The sequence below is a fragment of the Brachybacterium sp. JB7 genome, from assembly GCF_003335205.1.
GTDB lineage: Bacteria > Actinomycetota > Actinomycetes > Actinomycetales > Dermabacteraceae > Brachybacterium > Brachybacterium alimentarium.
In genome coordinates this window covers 135158-152238 of record NZ_QPGN01000001.1, presented here as the reverse complement: position 1 = coordinate 152238, position 17081 = coordinate 135158, and the positions used below count along the sequence as shown (strand labels likewise).

Genomic DNA, 17081 nt, shown 5'->3' with positions numbered 1-17081 from the left:
CGGGTGCGAACGATCACACTAGTCGACCGGGACCGGGTCGGCAGCCGACCCGCTCAGAAGACGTCGGGCGGGTCCAGCCGGACCCGCAGGGAGCCCGGGGCCTTGCGGGCCGAGCGGGAGGCGACGCCGGCGCGGAGCGCATCGGCGAGCTCGCGGGAGCGATGCGGCTCCAGGCGGACCACCGCTCGGGCCCGCCCGCCGGCATCGGGGCCCTCCAGGTCGACAGGACCGAAGACGGCGGTGCCGTCGGGCAGCTCGACGCTCTCCAGGAAGCTGCGGCAGGCGGTCTTGTCCCCCACGATCTCGGCGACCCGGCTGAACGGCGGCAGGTCGAGATCCTGCCTGTCCGCGAGGACACGATCGAGGAAGACCCGGGAGCGGTGGGCGACGAGGTCGCGGATCGCCGGCAGGGTCGCCGTGCCCACCACCAGCACCTCTCCTCCCTCATCGGCGGTGCGGACCAGGGAGATCGCTCCGCGCCAGCGACGGATGGCTTCGATGTCCGCATCGAAGGCGGCGCGGCCGAGCATCGCATCGGCGTCCAGCAGCAGGGCCGCGGCGAAGCCTCCGGGCGGGGCCGGCTCGGAGCCGGGCGTCGCGACCACGATCGCGTCGTCCGGCACGTCGTCGTCCTCGAGGGCGCCGTGGGCGCCCCCGGAGACCTTCAGGGGCGAGCTCGGGAAGGCGCGGTGGAGCTCCTCCGCGGTGCGGGTGGAGCCGATGACCATGGCGCGCACCTGGGTGCGGTCGCATTCCGGGCAGCGGTAGCCGTCCTCGCGTCGGCCGCAGACGCGGCAGTGCAGGTGCCCCCCGCGGTGCGAGATCGACAGTTGGGCCGAGCACTCCGGGCACTGGGCCCGGGTGCCGCAGAAGGTGCAGGCGATCGCGGGGACGTAGCCGGACCGCGGGACCTGCACCAGCACCGGCCCGCGGGTGATGCCGGTGCGGATCACGCGCATCGCCTCCTGCGGGATCCGTGACCTGCCCGAGGGGCCCTCCCGGTCACGCAGGTACTGATCCATGGCCACGATGTGGGGCCGCACCTGTGTGACGGGGGCGGGCACCGGCTCGAGCCGCGCGAGGTATCCGGCCTCGGAGAGCGCGTGCAACGGGACCGAGTCGCTCGAGGACAGGAAGAGCAGTGCGCAGCGTTCCTCACGGGAGCGGCACTGCAGCACGGCCCGGACGTGGGGGTACGGGGCGCGGGGCTCCTCGAGCAGGTCGTCAGCCTCGTCCCAGCAGATCACGAGGGCCAGGTCCTGGACCGGGGCGAAGGCCGCGGAACGGTTGCCGAGCACGATCCTGGTCGCGCCTCGCAGAATGCGACGGAAGGTGCGGTAGCGCTTCTCCGGTCCCTCGGTGCCGGCGAGGACCTCATGGTCGATCCCCCGCTCCTGCAGCAGACGGCTCAGCCGCGCGACGTCCCGCTGATCGGGCGCGATCACCAGGGCGCCGTGCGCCGGATCGAGGCCCTCGAGCGCCTCCGCAGTGACGACGGTCCAGGCATCGACCGGGTCCAGCGTGATCGATGCGCGCGGCACCGGACCCTCGGGGCTGCCAGCGCGGGAGAGCAGGGCAGCGAGGCCCGGATAGCGATCGGCGGTGCGGGGTTCGGCGGTGCGAGGCTCAGCGGTCTGCGGAGTCCCGGACGTGCTCTCGGCATCCTCCGCCGATCCCGCGTCGTCGACCTGCACGGCCTGCTCTGCGTCGCCCGTCGGCGCGGTCGCCTCCGAGGTCGGCTCCGCCCGCGCGGCCTCCTCGGCCTTTGCCGCAGCAGCGCGATCGGCCTTCTCGGCGCGCGCATGGCGCGGCGGCAGGGCGAGGCGGAGCACGTCGCCGACGGTCCCGGCGTACCGCGCGGCGACGTCCTCGCAGACGCGCATCATGGCCGGCGGCACCACCACGTCCTCGGAGACGAGGCGGTGCAGGGGCGCCAGGGCGCGGTCGGTGGAGGGATGCTCGTGGCGCCCCAGCACGATGCCCTCGGTGTCGCGGCCGGAGAAGCGCACGCGCACCCGCATACCGGCAGCGGCGGCCGCTGTGGCGGGGGTGACCGCGTACTCGAAGGGGCGGTCCAGGTGAGGGAGCACGCCGATCAGGCGCACGCTCGCCACCGGCAGCTCGTCGACGATCTCGAAACCGGCGGTGGTGCGCAGCCCACGGACCCGGGCCGCGTTCTCGCGGCCCGGGTCCGTGCGTGCGGGGTCGGGGACGGGAACGGCGGGGGCCGCGAAGAGGCTCGCCTGCTCCCCTTCCTGCTCCCCCGCCGTCCCGGTGGCGTGCGTGGTCAGCGCTTGTGCACCGCCACCAGGTCGCACACGAAGATGAGGGACTCCCCCGGCGCGATGACGGGCGGGGCGCCCATGTCGCCGTAGCCGAGCGCCGCGGGGATGTCGAGACGGCGACGGCCGCCGACCTTCATGCCCTGCACGCCCTCGTCCCAGCCGGTGATGACCTGCCCGACGCCGAGCTGGAAGCGCAGCGGCTCGCCACGGTCCCAGGAGGCGTCGAACTGCTCGCCGGTCGAATGGGAGACGCCGACGTAGTGGACGTCGACCACGTCGCCGCGGCCTGCCTCCTCGCCGTCGCCGACGATCTCATCGGTGCTGACCAGCTCGGTGGGCGCGGGGCCCTCGGGGTGCTCGATCTCGGGCTTGCTGCGATCCATGTGTTCTCCTCGGGTGGATGGGTCGGGTCGTGGGTCAGTCTGCCAAGTGGGCGGCGTCGAGGACATCGATGACGAAGATCAGGGTCTCGTCGGCCAGTTCGCCCTGATCGCCGTACGCCTCGTCGGCCGGGACCACCAGCATGACCTGGCTGCCGACGGCGAGGTCCAGCAGATTCTCGTCCCAGCCGGCGATGACCTTGCCCTGCCCCTGGACGAAGGAGAAGGGCGCGCCGCGCTCCCAGGAGGAGTCGAACTGCGAGCCGTCGGACCACTTCCAGCCGGTGTAGTGCATCGTGAGGAAGTCCCCCTCGCGGGTGGTGTCCCCCTTGCCGAGGATCAGCTCCTCACGGGTGGTCTTCGTGGGGGCGTCGCCCTCCGGGGCGCCGGAGATGGCCGGAGCGCCGTCGTCGTCGAGGGTCACCTCGGGGAAGTCCCCGGACGGCTTGCCGGGGTCGCCCTTCGCCCGCAGCGTGGAGACCACGCGGTCCACGTCGCCGACCTGGACCAGGGAGCGGGCCTGGCCGGACTGGTCCGTCTGCCAGCCCGCCATCGCGAAGCGGGAGCCGACGGTCATCGTGGAGAAGACCGCGAAGGCCTCCTCCCCGATCGCCTCCGCCGTCACCTGCACACCGCCCGCAGGGCCGCCCTGCCACCAGGACTGCAGCGTGTCGCCGGAGCTCGCGTCGACGTAGATGTCGCGCCAGATGACCATGTCGCCCTCGGCGATCGCATCGCCGTCGCCGGGCACCACGATGCGGGCGTCGGCCGCGCTGATCTGGAGCGGTGCGTCGAACTCGACGGTCGGCTCCTTGCCGACGTCCTCGCTGATGGTCACCGCGTCCAGCGCGGGATCGCCACCGCCGCCGTCGGAGGCGCCGCCGCCGTCCGACGTGGTGCCGCCGCCTGTGTCGTCGTCGGTGCAGGCGGCCAGGCCGATGGCGGTGGACACGGCGAGAGCGGTGGTCAGCAGGGTGCGGCGGCGGATCACGAAGGGCCTTTCAGAGAGGGGGCCCCGAGCGGGGCACGAGGACCAGCGTACGTGGGACGGGGCGTGAGGATTCTCAGGCTGTGGAGGCCGGTGTGCTCACTGTCTCCCACGTCCCCTCGCATCCCCTCACGCGGGAGGCGCCGGGGTGGCGTCCTCGCCCCGCGAGCGGATCTCCTCGAGCAGGGCGTCGACCTCCGGCATCGAGGTCGCGAACGGATCGAGCACCTGCACGGGCATCGCACCGGGCCTGGTCAGGCGGAAGCTGGTCCAGTCCACGACATGGTCCACCCCGTGCTCCTGGGCGGCGGCGACGACCTGCCCACGCAGGTGCGCACGGGTGGTGCGAGGCGCCGCCTCTCGCGCCGAGGCGATGTGCTCCTCCGACAGCTCCGCCGGTGCCAGCCCACGTCGCTGCAGCGTCTGGAAGACGCTCTGACCGGGATCGATGTCGTGGTACGCGAGATCGAGGCGCTCGATCGACGGATCGTCGAGCGCCACTGCCCTGCGCTCCCTGACCTGCTCGAACAGGCGCTCCTTGATCGCCCAGTCCAGGTGGCTCGCGGCCCAGGAACGATCACCCGTCGCCACGGCATCGATCGCCTTCTGCCAGGTCTCGAGCACCTCGTGCTCCTCGTCCTCGGCGAAGCGAGCGGCGAGATCCAGCCACCGCTGCTGCACGTCGACGGCATTCGTGGTCCCGCCGTCGGCCAGAGGGATCGGCTGGCGACCGGAGGAGTCCCGCGAGACGGCGCGGATCGTGGCGATGTCATCTCGGAGCGCGAGCTCGGGCAGCGCGCGGCCCGACTCGATCACCCGCAGCACCAGATCGGTGGTCGCGAATCGGAGGTGCGTGGAGACCTCGCTCATGGTCGAGTCGCCCACGATGACGTGCAGACGGCGGTACAGAGTGGGATCGCCGTGGGGCTCGTCACGGGTGTTGATGATCGGCCGGGTGCGGGTGGTGGCCGAGGAGACCGCCTCCCACATGTGGTCGCTGCGGCGCGAGAACACGAAGCGAGGGCCGTCCTCGTCTGCGACGACGCCACCGGCGCCGGTGACGATCTGTCGTGTCACCAGGAACGGCAGCAGGTACTTCGGGAGCCGGGTGAACTCGCCGCGTCGATCGACGAGGTAGTTCTCGTGGGAGCCGAACGCGTTGCCGGCGGAGTCCACGTTGTTCTTCAGCAGGTGGATCTGCGCGTCCTGCCCGTCGGCGGCCAGGCGTTCATTGGCCTGGTGAGCCAGATCCGCGAAGATCCGCTCTCCGGCGCGATCCTGCGCCACCAGCTCCCACCAGTCGTCGCACTCCGCCGTCGCGTACTCGGGATGGGAGCCGACGTCGAGGTAGAGACGGGCGGCATTGCGCAGGAACACGTTCGAGGAGCGGCCCATGGCCACGACGGGCCGGAACAGTTCGCGGGCGGCGGCCTCGGGCTCCATCGCCCGGGAGCCGTCGGCGCGCACGCAGACCAGGCCGAACTCGGTCTCCAACCCTCCGACGCGACGCTTCATCGGGTCACTGCCCGCCCTTCTGGACGAAGGAGCGCACGAAGGTCTCGGCGTTGGATTCCAGCACCGAGTCGATCTCGTCGAGCAGGTCGTCCGAGGCCTGCGCCGAGGCGAAGGTCTGACCGCCGCCGGTGGCGGCCTCGGACTGCTCGTCCTCGGGTCCGGTGCCGGGGCCGTTCAGGGACTGCTGGGACATGATTCCTCCTCAGGACGGTGAGACGGCTCGGCGCAGGGCGTCGAGGATCGTCTCGGGATCGGTGGTCAGGTCGATGCCGTGGCGCTCGCACCACAGTGCCGAGCCCAGGCGCGGGTCCGCCAGGCGCAGACGGTATCCGCTGTCCTCGCCGGCGAGGGTGATGGTGTCCCACCCGGCCGCCGGCACGAGTCGGCGGTGAGCGGCGATGAGCCCACCGCGCAGATGGGCACGGGTGGAGGTCGGTGCGGTGGTGAGCGCGGCGTCGACCTCCTCCTGGCCGACGAGCGTGCGCACCGCGCCGGCGGCCCGCAGCTTCTCGAACAGGCCGCGCCCGGGCCGGAGGTCCGAGTACTGCAGGTCGATCATGAACAGCCGCGGGTCTCCCCACTCGAGGCCGTGGCGCTCGCGATAGCGGTTCAGCAGCTGCAGCTTCGCGACCCATTCGACGCGGTCCGCGGCCAGGAACGGGTCCTGCTCGAGCAGGTCCAGGAGTTCGCCCCACGCGGCGATCACCTGCGCTGTCTCCTCATCGGAGGTGTCGGCCACCTCGGCGAGGGCGCGGAGATGCTCGCGCTGGATCTGGAGCGCGGTGAGCTCACGGCCGTCGGCCAGCGTCACGGTGGCCTTCAGCGACGGGTCATGGCTGATCGTGTGCACGGCGGCCACGGGATCCTCCAGGCGCAGATCCGGCAGGATCGGGCGCCCCGTGCGGTGCTCCGCCTCGAGTGCGGCGAGCATCAGCGACGCGGAGCCGAGCTTGAGGAAGGTGGCCTCCTCCAGCAGGTTCGCATCGCCGATGATCACGTGCAGACGGCGGAAGCGCGACGGATCCGCATGGGGTTCGTCGCGGGTGTTCACGATGGGGCGGTTCAGGGTGGTCTCCAGGCCCACCTCCGCTTCCATGAAGTCGGCGCGCGAGGAGAGCTGGAACCCGGGGCGCTCCCCGCGGGTGCCCAGTCCCACGCGCCCGGCCCCCACCAGCACCTGGCGCGTGGCCAGGAACGGCAGCATCGCGGCGGTGACCCGTTCGAACGGCACCGCGCGGTCCACGAGGTAGTTCTCGTGGGTGCCGTACGAGGCGCCCTTGCCGTCGGTGTTGTTCTTGTACAGGACGACCTCGGGAATGCCGTCGGCGGCGGCGAGGATGGTCATGGCGCGCCGGGCGATCTCCTCCCCTGCGCGGTCGGCGACGACGGCCTCGCGAGCACGCATGACCTCGGGGGCGGAGTACTCGGGGTGGGCGTGGTCGACGTACCAGCGGGCGCCGTTGGTCAGCACCGCGTTACCGATCGAGCGCTGGGCCGCCCAGGTGAGCACCTCGGCGTCGTCCCCGTCCGGGGGGAGCTCGGGACCGGCCAGCGGAGCGTCGAGATCGACGCTGGGCACGTGCGCGTCCCGGACCTCGTCGGTCAGCTGGGTGGGATGCGCGGCGGCGCGCTGCAGCTCGAAGCCGCGGGCGTCCCGCAGCGGGGTCTCGTCCCCGTAGTCCCAGCGCACACGTCGACCGCGCTCCCCCTCCTGCGGATCGAGCAGGGCGTAGGCCCCGACCACCAGGTGGGAGAGGAGGATCGAGCTGCCGGCGCCGGCCCGGGACCGGTCCTCGAGGTCGGCGTGCAGGACGCCGAACTCGGTCTCGATGCCCATGACGCGCTCGGTGGTCAGAGCCTCCTGCGAATCCTGCACGTCGTGCTGCCTGTCGTGGGCGCCGGTCACCGCTGGTCCTCCTCGAAGCTCGCGTCGGCCGCGCGGGAGCGGCCCTGGAGCGGCACCACCGCCTCCACCCGTCGGCGCGAGCCGCCCGGGGTCCCGGAGATGCGTGCCCAATCCTCGGGATGGGCGGCGGAGGGCATGTCCTCGTTCTCGACGAACTCGGCGGTGATCGCGTCGATCAGGTGCTGGGAGGTGAGGCCCACGCTGCCGGTGGAGAGCTGGTCCTTGACCGCGAGCTTCTTGGCGCGGTCGGTGATGTTCCGCAGCGTCGCGCCGGAGACGAAGTCCCGGAAGTGGAGCGTCTCGTGGGTGCCGTCGGAGAACTCCAGGCGTACGAACGCGGAGTCGGGTCCCTCGTCGTAGATCTCGCGCACGGCGACGTCCAGCAGCGCCTCGCGACTCTCCCGCATGGGGACGGCGTCGTCGAGGTAGAGGCCCAGGATCTCGCGACCGGCGCGCTGGTTGGGGCGGCGCACGCGGATCTTCACGTCGAGGCGTCCGGGCCGCAGGATCGCCGGATCGATCATGTCCTCACGGTTCGAGGCACCGATGACGATGACGTTGTCGAGGCCCTCGACGCCGTCGATCTCGGCGAGCAGCTGCGGCACGATCGTGGTCTCGACGTCGCTGGACAGGCCCGTGCCACGGGTGCGGAACAGCGCCTCCATCTCGTCGAAGAAGATCACCACGGGATGATCCGCGGCGGCCTTCTCCCGTGCGCGCTCGAACACCAGCCGGATCGAGCGCTCCGTCTCGCCGACGTACTTGTTCAGCAGCTCGGGTCCCTTGACGTTGAGGAACGCGGAGTTCTCGAGCGCCTCGGCGACGCTGACGCCGCGCACCTCGGCGCTGCGCAGCACCAGCTCGTGGGCGACGGCCTTGGCGATCATCGTCTTGCCGCATCCGGGCGGCCCGTACAGCAGGACGCCCTGGGGCGGGCGCAGGCCATAGGTGCGATAGAGGTCCTGTTGGAGGAAGGGCAGCTCCACGGCGTCGCGGATCGCCTCGATCTGCTCGCCGAGCCCGCCGATCTCCTCGAAGGACACGTCGGGGACCTGCTCGAGCACGAGGTCGGTGATCTCGGCGCGGTCGATCCGCTCCATCACGAGCTGGGCCTTGAGGTCGACGAGCACGTGGTCCCCGGGGTGGAGGGCCTCCTCGGCGAGCTCACCGGCCCGGCGCAGCACCCGGGTGTCGTCGGGCGCGACGGCGACCAGCACGCGGGAGTCGGCGAGCGACTCGACCACGGGGACGACGTTGCCGGCGTCTCCCGGCGGCACGGCCTCGACGGCGGCCAGGGCCTCGTTCAGGCGCAGCTCGGCGCCGGGATGCAGGGCGTCGAGGTCCAGGCTCGCAGCGGTCGCGACCCGCAGCCGCCGCCCGTTGTGGAGCACGTCGATCGTGGTGCCCTCGGCGCGGCGTAGGAAGGTCGCATAGGAGTTCGGCGGATCGCCCACCCGCTCCAGATCGCTCTTGAGCTCGACGATCTGGGCACGGGCGCTGCGCAGCCCGCCGACGAGCCGCTCGTTGTGGGCGGCGAGCTTCTCGAGCTCAGCGGTCATCTCCGCGTAGGTCTTCATCGTCATGCCTCTCCTTCCTGTTCTGAGCCGGTGGTCAGCGGGCGATCAGCGATCGCGGCCCTGGCGGATGTCCCGCAGGGCCCGCTTCAGCTTGCGCGGGGCCACACCGCGCTCGCCCACGTCCTGCGGTCCCCACTCGGCATCGGAGCCGCCGAAGCCCTCGTTGTCGGGGTGGTTCAGCTCCTCCTCGAGACGGGAGCCCGGCGCCGGTCGGGTCACCCGGGTCAGCGCCTGCGTGCCGTGCGCGGTGCGCCGGGCGGTGAGCAGGAACCCGGTGTGGGCGTTCATCCGGTGCTCGGGGCGCACGGCGAGACCCTCGAGGTGCCAGGGCCGCACGAAGCTCTCCCAGGCGTACGGCTCGGTGAACTCGCCGTGGGCCCGCAGGGCCTCGGCCGTGCGGGAGAGCTGGGTGACCGTGGCGACGTAGGCGAGGTAGACGCCTCCGGAGACGAGCACCTCGGCGGCGGCGTCCACGCATTCCCACGGGGCGAGCATGTCCAGCACCACCCGGTCCACCGCGGGCTCCCCCGGGGACAGCGTCGGGGCGAGGTCCTGGAAGTCGCCGACCGAGAGGTCCCACGCGGGGTGCGGGCCGCCGAAGTAGGTCTCGACGTTCTCGCGCGCCACCTCGGCGAAGTCCTCGCGGCGCTCGATGGAGTGCACGGTGCCCTCGGGCCCGACGGCGCGCAGCAGGGCCGTGGTCAGTCCGCCGGAGCCGACGCCGGCCTCGAGCACCCGGGCGCCGGGGAAGATGTCGCCCCACATGAGGATCTGGGCGGAGTCCTTGGGGTAGATGATCGCGGCGCCCCGCGGCATCGCGAGCATGTAGTCGGAGTACAGCGGGCGCAGCGCCTGGTAGCGGGTGCCGTGGAGGTCCTCGACCACGACGCCGTCCTCGGCACCGATCAGCTGATCATGGCGGAGCACACCGCGATGGGTGTGGAACTCCCCGCCCTCCTTGAGGGTGATCGTGTGCAGACGGTTCTTGGCGTCGGCGAGCTGCACCTTGTCGCCGATCTCGAAGGGACCGGTGCGGTCCAGGCCCCGACCGGACGGGCGGGGAGCAGCGGCCGGAGCCTCGTCAGGGGCGGCGGGCGGCTGCGGCTGATCAGTCATGCGTCCAGCATATGACGCACCGTGAGACGTCTGCGTCGAAGAGTCATGTTGGTCACCGACCGCGCAGGAGGTCGTTGACATCGTCGCTCAGGATGATGCCCCGGATCTGACCCGGTTCCCCCATCGCGAGGTAGACGGGGACGGGCAGGGCGAGCATCGCCGAGACCAGCTCGCTGCCGCGCAGGGAGGCGTCCAGGAGACCGACCTCGCCGACCGGACCCGTCACCGCGCTGGCCGGCGTCCGCTCGCGATGGGCCGACGGCACCGCGGCGACGGCCTCCGGGAGGATCCGGTAGGCCCGGCCGACGACGCCGGGGCGGATGGCCCGCTGCTCCAGGACCAGGACGTTCGTGAGCTCCGCCTCGCTGCCCAGGCTCGAGAGCGTCTGCTGTGGGGTCACCAGGCGGAGGGGGCGGACGAGGTCGAGGGCGTCGAGGGTGTCGACGCGCCGCTGCAGGGTGGCCGCGTGCAGCGCGCTGGAGGCGCCCTGCCACAGCATCCCGGCGATGAGCATCGCCCAGACCAGGGTGAGCAGCAGGAACATGCCGGCGCCCTCGGCGCGCACGATCCACCACAGCGGGATCGCCACCACGGCGAGGGCGAGGGCGCGTCCCGTCCAGGCGGTCACGCGGGTGCCCAGCAGCGGGTTGCGCAGCACTCCCCCGAGCAGCGCCTCCACTGCTCGGCCGCCGTCCATGGGCAGGCCCGGGAGCAGGTTGAACACGGCCAGGGCGATGTTGAGGCGTGCGCAGAACGACCAGAAGACGGCGGCCGCCGTGCCGGGGCCCGACACGGACTCCGCGCCGAGAGCGACCAGTGCCAGGGCGAGATTGCTCACCGGTCCGGCCAGCGAGATCGCGACCGATGCACGCGCGGACATCTCCTTGCCGCGGTACTGGGTGTGTCCTCCCCACAGGGTCAGCGCGATGTGGTCGACCGTCGCCCCGAAGGCGCGAGCGCTGAGCGCGTGCGCTCCTTCGTGCACCAGGACGGAGACGATCATGAACAGTGCGATGCCCAGCGCGAGCAGCGCGGCAGGCACGGAGAGCACGTCGCCGGGACCGGAGAAGGACGGGTACAGGATCAGGGCGAGCACCAGCACGGTGACGAGCGTTCCCGGGCTGACGCGGATCGGCGGCAGCGAGCCGAGGCGCAGCGTGGGGCTCTTCATGGTGGTCTCCTCCGATGCCGGGCTGAGGGTCCCGGCGCAGGCCGAGGATATCGGCTGCTCCTGCACCCCGGCTCGGAGCCTCGGGCGGACCCTATGATGGAGAGATGAGTCGAATCGCCATCACGGCTTTCAGCGGATGGAACGACGCCGGAGAAGCCGCCAGCGGGGTGATCGAGCATCTGCTCGAGGTGTGGCCGTCCCGGCTGGTCGGGGCAGTCGATGCGGAGGAGTACATCGACTTCCAGGTCAATCGCCCCGAGATCCGCACCACCGAGGACGGGGAACGGGTGGTCGACTGGCCCGATACCGAGCTGCGCATCATGCAGCCTCCTCGCGGCCCCGAGCTGGTGACGGTGTTCGGACCCGAGCCGTCGCTGCACTGGAAGAGCTTCTGCGACGAGGTGCTCGAGCAGATGCAGGCGCTCGGCGTGACCTCCGTGATCTCGCTGGGAGCGCTCCTGGCGGATTCTCCGCACACGCGGCCGCTGCCGGTCTCCTCGGCGACCGAGCAGGGTCGGGACGGGCGGCCCGACGGCTCCGAGCTGTATTCGGGTCCGATCGGGGTGCCGACGATCCTTGCCCGCCGCACTGCGAGCGCGGGCCTGCCGACCACGAACGTGTGGGTGCAGGTTCCCCACTACGTCTCCCAGAACGCCTCCCCCAAGGCCGTGCTCGGGCTGATCCGTGAGGTGCAGGGACTGATCAGCGCGCCGATCCCGATCGCCGAGCTGGTCGAGGACGCCGAGGCGTGGGAACGCGGGGTCGATGAGCTGGCACGGACCGACGAGGACGTCGCGGACTACGTGCGCCGCTTGGAGCGCGCACAGGATGCCGCCGAGCTCCCGGAGGCGAGCGGCGAGGCGATCGCCAAGGAGTTCGAGCAGTTCCTGCGTCGGCGCCGAGAGTCGGAGTGAGCCGGCCCGCGGAGTGAGCCAGTCCGCGCAGTGAGCCAGTCCGCGCAGTGAGCCGGCCCGCTCGGGATCAGCCGCGCAGATCCAGCCCGAACAGGGCGTCGGCGGCTGCCGCGACGTCTCCAGGGGCGTCCGTCGGCCCGGACGGAGCCGACGTGTCGACCGGGAGGGACCCGTCCACCGCCCGCAGGGCCTGCGCCCAGGCGTCGAGCTCGGTGAGCGCTGTGGGAGTGTCCAGGTCCTCGCGCAGCGCGGCGCGCAGCGCCTCGACCGTGCGCGGATGGTGACCACCGGCCGCAGCGGCCGCGCGGTACGTTTCCAGGCGCGACTGGGCGAGCGCGACCTCGTCCTCGGACCAGGCCCAATCTGCCCGGTAGTGGTGGGCCATGAGCACCAGTCGCACCGTCATCGGGTCCATGCCGTCACGCACGAGCCGATGCACGAAGACGAGGTTCCCCAGCGACTTGCTCATCTTCTCGCCGTCGTGGGCGACCATGCCGCTGTGGGTGTAGGTGCTCGCGAAGCCGCGACCCAGGGCCACCGCATGGGCGGCGCTCAGGTCATGGTGGGGGAAGATCAGGTCGCTGCCGCCGGCCTGGATGTCGAAGGGCAGCCCGAGCCCCTCCTCGGCGATGCAGACGCACTCGACGTGCCAGCCGGGGCGACCCCGACCGAGCACCTCGGAGTCCCACGCGGGCTCCCCCTCCCGCTCGGCGCGCCACACCAGCGGATCGAAGATCCCCCGCTTGCCCGGGCGCTCCGGATCTCCACCGCGCTCGGCGAACACCGCGAGCATCTGCTGCTCGCTCCAGCCGGAGACGCCGCCCAGTGCGCCGTCGGCCGCGAGATCGAGGTACCAGTCCTCTCCCTCGGCGTCCGGGGTGGGGACCTGGTAGGCGCGGCCGCGGGCCTGCAGCGCGCTCACGGTCTCGATGATGCCGTCCATCGACTCGCTCACCGAGCGATAGGTCTCCGGGGCGATGATCCGCAGCGCTTCCATGTCCTCGGCGAACAGTGCCGTCTGGGAGGCGGCGAGGTCGCGCCAGTCCACCCCGTCACGGGTCGCGCGTTCGAGCAGCGGGTCGTCGACGTCGGTGATGTTCTGGGCCACCTCGACCTCGTGGCCGGTGTCCCGCAGGGCTCGACGCATGAGATCGGCGGCGTGATAGGTCGCGGCGTGGCCCAGGTGCGTCGCGTCGTACGGGGTGAGCCCGCAGACGTACACCCGGGCAAGGCCGGGAGTCAGCGGGATCTGCGGCGCGACCCGACCGGTCCGGGTGTCATGCAGCCTCAGCGGCAGGCCGGAAGCGGGAAGGGGCGAGAGCGAGGGGGAGGTCCAGGAATGCACCGTTCGATCATACGGTCCGGGACGAGGACGAGGAGCACGCGTGGCACTCGTCTCAGGCGCCGGCCAGGGGATCGATCACGCCGGACCACAGCAGCGCCAGCAGGATGACTCCAGCGACGACGCGGTAGGCGACGAACATCAGGTACGAGCGGTTCTCGATGATCTTCATGAACCAGACGATCACCGCATAGCCGACCGCGAAGGCCACCGCGGTCGACAGGGCCATCGCCAGCAGCGACGGCTCACCGGCCGCGGCCGCCGCGGCGTGGCCGTCCGTGGTCAGCAGGACGGGCACCTCCTTCGCGGCCTTGTACAGCCCCGAGGCGAAGACGGCGGGGATCGCGAGCAGGAAGGCGTAGCGGGCGGCGGCCTGGCGGGTGTAGCCCATGAGCAGTCCGGCCGTGATGGTGCCGCCGGAACGGGAGACGCCGGGGATCAGCGCGAGGGCCTGGGCGAGGCCGAAGAGGATGCCGTCGCGCACCGTGAGGTTCGTGAGCTCCTTGCGCTGCGGGGCGATGCGGTCCGCGAAGCCGAGCAGGATGCCGAAGAGGATCAGCATGGTCGCGGTGATGTAGAGGTTCCGCAGGCTGTGGTCGATCTGACTCTCGAACAGCAGGCCCAGCACACCGATCGGGATGGAGCCGATGATCACGAGCCAGCCCATGCGCACGTCCGGATCGGAGTGCGGGACCTTCCCGGCCAGCGCCTTGAACCACTTCCCGATGATCCGGGTGATGTCCTTCCAGAAGTAGATCAGGACCGCGGCCTCGGTGCCCAGCTGGATGATCGCGGTGAAGGCCGCCCCCGGGTCCTGGCCGGGTGCCATCAGCTCGCCGGCCACACGCACGTGGGCGCTCGAGGAGATGGGGAGGAATTCGGTGAGGCCCTGGACCAGCCCCAGGACGATCGCCTCGATGAACGACATGGACACTCCTCGGGGACGACGACCGCTTCAACAGGCCGACGCGTTCATCGACCCCGGACAGAGTACGCGGCGCCGGGCAGTGTGCCCGGCGCCGCGGAGGGAGCAGTGGTGAAGATGACGTGCAGTGTCGGTGAGGGGCTCAGCGCACGTCGGTGCCGCTGTCGTCCTCGTCGCTCTCGTCGTCGTCGATCGCGTCGTCATCTAGATCGTCGAGGTCGTCCAGATCATCGAAGTCGTCGTCATCGTCCTCGTCGTCGTCCTCATCGGTGTCGAACACGATGAGAGGAGTGGCGATGTCGTAGGCGTCGAACAGCGCGTCGTCGTAGTTGTCGAAGGCCGTGGTGAGCTGGTCGGTAGCAGCGTCCAGGGCGGGATCGTCGTCATCCCGGGAGGCGGCGGCCGCCTCGTAGTGACGTTCGAGGGCAGCGATCAGCGCAGCGAGAGCAGAGCGAGGATCCGAGTTCATGAGTGGACGGTACCCCGTCCGGAGGCAGAATGGACAGAGGGACCGACGAACACCCATGACTCAGCACCCACGACCCCAGGAGGACGGCAGTGCCCCCACTTCACAAGCCCTTGGCGGCCCGCATCGAACACATCCGTGACCCGCGCGGGCTGCGTGACCTCCCGGTCGAGCGGGGACGCCGTCCCGCCGACTACGAGTTCCAGATCATCACGGTCCCGCGCGAGAGCTCCGTCGGGCAGGTGCGTCGCACGCTCACGGAGCAAGCCGAGTACGGCCGCTGGGAGCACGCCCGGACCCGCGTCTACCTCGGTGGCGGCAAGAAGGTCTGGCTGCGTCGGCGCATCATCCGCGTCAAATCCACGCTCGACGACTTCCTGATGTACTGAGCACCGCCCGCGGGAGGGCCGGTCGCACCGCCGCTGCGGTGCGTCTGCGACGCGTCATCCACACTCGACGCCGTCCGGACGCGGCGGCAGGAGATCTCTGGTCCAATGACGGAGTGCCTGCCGCCACCATCCCGCTCACCACGCTCGCCGTGCTGCTGGTCGTGTACCTGCCGCCCGCGCTGGTGCTCGCCTGGGTGGACGGCCGGGAGCATCGCCTGCCCAATCGATGGGTGGGCGTCCTGACCCTCGGCGTGCTCGTCGCGCTGACTCTCGAAGGCGCGGTGCTCCCTGCGCAGCGCCAGACGCTGAGAGTCGCGCTGGTGCTCGCCCTCGTGCTCGGGGTGGGCGCCGTGCTCCTGGCCCTCCTCGCCCCGCCCCTGCTCGGGATGGGCGATGCGAAGACCCTCCCCGTGGTGGTGCTCATGAGTGCGGCGCTCGGCGGCGAGGTGCTCATCGCCTCGCTGCTGGGGATCGCCCTTCTGAGCGGTGCCGCCGGAGCCGCCGCGATCCTCTGGACCCGCCGCAGCGGAGTGCGCTTCGCCGTCGGCCCCCTCCTGCTGGCGGGCCCGTTCCTCGGGCTGCTCGGCGCACCGTTGGTGCGTGCAGCCCTGGGGACGAGCTGAGTTCGGGCCGGCCCGGCGGGATCAGGCCGCTCCTGCTGCCCCGCCGCGCTGGCGTCGCGCCTCGTAGAGCGCGATCGATCCGGCGACCGAGGCGTTGAGCGAGGAGGCGCTTCCGCCCATGGGGATCTCGGCGACCACGTCGCACGCCTCCCGCCAGCCGGCGCTCATCCCGACGGTCTCGTTGCCGACCACGAGCAGCACGGGGCCGGTGAGGTCGACCCCGGAGATCTCGAGACCGCCGGCCTCGTCCAGCCCGACCACGCTCCAGGGGGTGCCGGCCTGGCGCTGCTCCTGGATCCAGGCGAGCACCTCGTGATGCGAGGGCCGGCGCAGCACCGGCACGGCGAAGACCGAGCCGGTGCTGGCCCGGATCGCGGCCGGGTCCCAGACGTCAGCACTGTGACCGGTGACCACGACCCCGTCGGCGCCCAGCGCATCGGCGGTGCGCACCAGCGAGCCGATGTTGCCCGGGCCGGAGGGGCGGTCGAACACCACCACGAGGCCCGCCGGTGAGGGCACCAGGCGCGTCATGTCGTCCGACGGCAGTGCAGCCACCGCCAGCAGCTCGGGTGCGCCGTCGGCGCGCTCCCCCAGCTCCGTCATGAGCTCTGGGGTGAGCTCCACGACCGGACCGGGCGGATCCTGGAGCAACGCCTGCGCCCAGTGGGAGGGACGCTCCCGACCATCGGAGAGCAGCGCACGGATCGTGACCCCGTGGGCGATGGCCTGGGAGATGGGGCGCACGCCTTGGATGATCATCTCGCCGTTGCGGGTGCGCTTGGTGCGATTGGTGAGCAGGGACTGCCACTGCTGGAAGAGCGCATTGCGTCGCTCCAGACGGGCCGGGAGCCCCTGCCGGGCACCGGGCGTCGGGGGCGTCATGCCCCTGCTCCGCGATAGTCCAGCTGCCGCCACGCCTCGTACACGGCGATCGAGACCGCATTGGCGAGGTTGAGGGAACGGCGCGCCGGGAGCATCGGGATCCGCACGCGTGAGGTCACTCGGGGATGGTCCATCGCCTCGGCGGGAAGCCCGGTCGGCTCGGTGCCGAACAGGAGGATGTCCTCCGGTGTGTACTCGACGCTCTCGAAACCCACATCGGTCTGGGAGGTGAAGGCGTAGACCCGGGCACCGGGCACGGAGGCGAGGGCGGCGTCGAGATCGGTGTGGACACTCACGTCGGCGAGGTCGTGGTAGTCGAGCCCGGCCCGGCGCAGCTTCGCGTCCTCGAAGTCGAAGCCGAGGGGTTCGATGAGGTGGAGCCGCGCGCCGGTCACGGCGGACAGTCGGATCGCGTTGCCGGTGTTGCCCGCGATCACGGGCTCGTGGAGGAAGACATGGACCATGGAGCGATTCTTCCACGGGCCGGCGATGCATCACGCGCCAGCGATGGATGGCGGGGCCGTCCTGGGCACGCTGCCTGGGGAATCGGACGCGCAGCCTGAGGAATGAAGAAACCCCTCCTGATCGGCTCTCACCGATCA

The 17081-nt window shown here is 71.4% G+C and carries 17 protein-coding genes; 3 read left to right on the top strand and 14 right to left on the bottom strand.

Going from position 1 to position 17081, the window contains the following annotated elements; translation table 11 throughout:
* Positions 1–53 precede the first annotated feature (53 nt).
* From CIK81_RS00690 to CIK81_RS00650, 9 genes are all read right to left on the bottom strand, one after another.
* Positions 54–2318 carry a primosomal protein N' gene (locus CIK81_RS00690; protein WP_241963858.1) on the bottom strand — a complete coding sequence of 755 codons (2265 nt, stop codon included), beginning with the start codon at positions 2316–2318 and terminating at the stop codon, positions 54–56.
* Positions 2288–2668 carry an FKBP-type peptidyl-prolyl cis-trans isomerase gene (locus CIK81_RS00685; protein ID WP_096166179.1) on the bottom strand — a complete coding sequence of 127 codons (381 nt, stop codon included), beginning with the start codon at positions 2666–2668 and terminating at the stop codon, positions 2288–2290. Before CIK81_RS00685 ends, CIK81_RS00690 begins: the two co-directional genes overlap by 31 nt.
* Before the next feature lie 34 nt (positions 2669–2702).
* Positions 2703–3656 carry an FKBP-type peptidyl-prolyl cis-trans isomerase gene (locus CIK81_RS00680; RefSeq protein ID WP_096197684.1) on the bottom strand — a complete coding sequence of 318 codons (954 nt, stop codon included), beginning with the start codon at positions 3654–3656 and terminating at the stop codon, positions 2703–2705.
* Between the two features lie 126 nt (positions 3657–3782).
* On the bottom strand, positions 3783–5168 hold the full coding sequence (gene pafA / locus CIK81_RS00675) for a Pup--protein ligase (RefSeq protein ID WP_096197683.1): 1386 nt from the start codon (positions 5166–5168) through the stop codon (positions 3783–3785).
* Positions 5169–5172: 4 nt separating this feature from the next.
* Positions 5173–5361, bottom strand: a complete 189-nt coding sequence (locus CIK81_RS00670) for a ubiquitin-like protein Pup (protein ID WP_096166176.1) — start codon at positions 5359–5361, stop codon at positions 5173–5175.
* A 9-nt stretch (positions 5362–5370) separates the two neighbouring features.
* The gene (gene dop / locus CIK81_RS00665) at positions 5371–7005 is read right to left on the bottom strand and encodes a depupylase/deamidase Dop (protein WP_096197708.1); all 1635 of its coding nucleotides are present in this window, start codon (positions 7003–7005) and stop codon (positions 5371–5373) included.
* Between the two features lie 65 nt (positions 7006–7070).
* Positions 7071–8657 (bottom strand): proteasome ATPase, encoded by a 1587-nt coding sequence (gene arc / locus CIK81_RS00660; RefSeq protein ID WP_241963857.1) that lies wholly within the window; start codon positions 8655–8657, stop codon positions 7071–7073.
* 39 nt (positions 8658–8696) lie between these two features.
* Positions 8697–9767, bottom strand: a complete 1071-nt coding sequence (locus CIK81_RS00655; RefSeq protein ID WP_096166175.1) for a tRNA (adenine-N1)-methyltransferase — start codon at positions 9765–9767, stop codon at positions 8697–8699.
* 52 nt (positions 9768–9819) lie between these two features.
* The gene (locus CIK81_RS00650) at positions 9820–10938 is read right to left on the bottom strand and encodes a site-2 protease family protein (protein WP_114355264.1); all 1119 of its coding nucleotides are present in this window, start codon (positions 10936–10938) and stop codon (positions 9820–9822) included.
* A 104-nt stretch (positions 10939–11042) separates the two neighbouring features.
* On the opposite strand from CIK81_RS00650, the gene CIK81_RS00645 reads away from it, so the two are divergent.
* Positions 11043–11852, top strand: a complete 810-nt coding sequence (locus tag CIK81_RS00645; RefSeq protein ID WP_096166173.1) for a PAC2 family protein — start codon at positions 11043–11045, stop codon at positions 11850–11852.
* Positions 11853–11919: 67 nt separating this feature from the next.
* Here CIK81_RS00645 and mshC read toward each other — a convergent pair whose 3' ends face one another.
* The 3 genes from mshC to CIK81_RS00630 form a co-directional block, all read right to left on the bottom strand.
* Positions 11920–13197, bottom strand: a complete 1278-nt coding sequence (mshC, locus tag CIK81_RS00640) for a cysteine--1-D-myo-inosityl 2-amino-2-deoxy-alpha-D-glucopyranoside ligase (protein WP_096166172.1) — start codon at positions 13195–13197, stop codon at positions 11920–11922.
* 52 nt (positions 13198–13249) lie between these two features.
* Entirely contained in the window at positions 13250–14122 is an 873-nt protein-coding gene (locus tag CIK81_RS00635; protein WP_096166171.1) for an undecaprenyl-diphosphate phosphatase, read from the bottom strand.
* A gap of 139 nt (positions 14123–14261) precedes the next feature.
* A complete protein-coding gene (locus tag CIK81_RS00630; RefSeq protein WP_096197682.1) occupies positions 14262–14588 on the bottom strand; it encodes a DNA primase in 327 nt (108 codons plus the stop codon).
* Between the two features lie 89 nt (positions 14589–14677).
* Here CIK81_RS00630 and CIK81_RS00625 point away from each other — a divergent pair, with 89 nt between their 5' ends.
* Positions 14678–14974: a DUF5703 family protein gene (locus CIK81_RS00625; protein ID WP_096197681.1), complete on the top strand. Its 297-nt coding sequence runs from the start codon at positions 14678–14680 to the stop codon at positions 14972–14974.
* Between the two features lie 113 nt (positions 14975–15087).
* Positions 15088–15597, top strand: coding sequence for a hypothetical protein (locus CIK81_RS00620; RefSeq protein WP_158541866.1), 510 nt, complete (start codon positions 15088–15090; stop codon positions 15595–15597).
* A gap of 21 nt (positions 15598–15618) precedes the next feature.
* Here CIK81_RS00620 and CIK81_RS00615 read toward each other — a convergent pair whose 3' ends face one another.
* Positions 15619–16479 carry a TrmH family RNA methyltransferase gene (locus CIK81_RS00615; protein ID WP_096166168.1) on the bottom strand — a complete coding sequence of 287 codons (861 nt, stop codon included), beginning with the start codon at positions 16477–16479 and terminating at the stop codon, positions 15619–15621.
* Positions 16476–16943 carry a tRNA (cytidine(34)-2'-O)-methyltransferase gene (locus CIK81_RS00610; protein WP_096166167.1) on the bottom strand — a complete coding sequence of 156 codons (468 nt, stop codon included), beginning with the start codon at positions 16941–16943 and terminating at the stop codon, positions 16476–16478. Before CIK81_RS00610 ends, CIK81_RS00615 begins: the two co-directional genes overlap by 4 nt.
* Positions 16944–17081 lie beyond the last annotated feature (138 nt).

Coding starts and splice junctions, on each gene's coding strand:
- CIK81_RS00685 (WP_096166179.1), bottom strand. CDS start 2,668: ATGGATCGCAGCAAGCCCGAGATCGAGCACCCCGAGGGCCCCGCGCCC.
- pafA (WP_096197683.1), bottom strand. CDS start 5,168: ATGAAGCGTCGCGTCGGAGGGTTGGAGACCGAGTTCGGCCTGGTCTGC.
- CIK81_RS00670 (WP_096166176.1), bottom strand. CDS start 5,361: ATGTCCCAGCAGTCCCTGAACGGCCCCGGCACCGGACCCGAGGACGAG.
- dop (WP_096197708.1), bottom strand. CDS start 7,005: ATGGGCATCGAGACCGAGTTCGGCGTCCTGCACGCCGACCTCGAGGAC.
- arc (WP_241963857.1), bottom strand. CDS start 8,657: ATGACGATGAAGACCTACGCGGAGATGACCGCTGAGCTCGAGAAGCTC.
- CIK81_RS00655 (WP_096166175.1), bottom strand. CDS start 9,767: ATGACTGATCAGCCGCAGCCGCCCGCCGCCCCTGACGAGGCTCCGGCC.
- CIK81_RS00650 (WP_114355264.1), bottom strand. CDS start 10,938: ATGAAGAGCCCCACGCTGCGCCTCGGCTCGCTGCCGCCGATCCGCGTC.
- CIK81_RS00645 (WP_096166173.1), top strand. CDS start 11,043: ATGAGTCGAATCGCCATCACGGCTTTCAGCGGATGGAACGACGCCGGA.
- CIK81_RS00635 (WP_096166171.1), bottom strand. CDS start 14,122: ATGTCGTTCATCGAGGCGATCGTCCTGGGGCTGGTCCAGGGCCTCACC.
- CIK81_RS00630 (WP_096197682.1), bottom strand. CDS start 14,588: ATGAACTCGGATCCTCGCTCTGCTCTCGCTGCGCTGATCGCTGCCCTC.
- CIK81_RS00615 (WP_096166168.1), bottom strand. CDS start 16,479: ATGACGCCCCCGACGCCCGGTGCCCGGCAGGGGCTCCCGGCCCGTCTG.
- CIK81_RS00610 (WP_096166167.1), bottom strand. CDS start 16,943: ATGGTCCATGTCTTCCTCCACGAGCCCGTGATCGCGGGCAACACCGGC.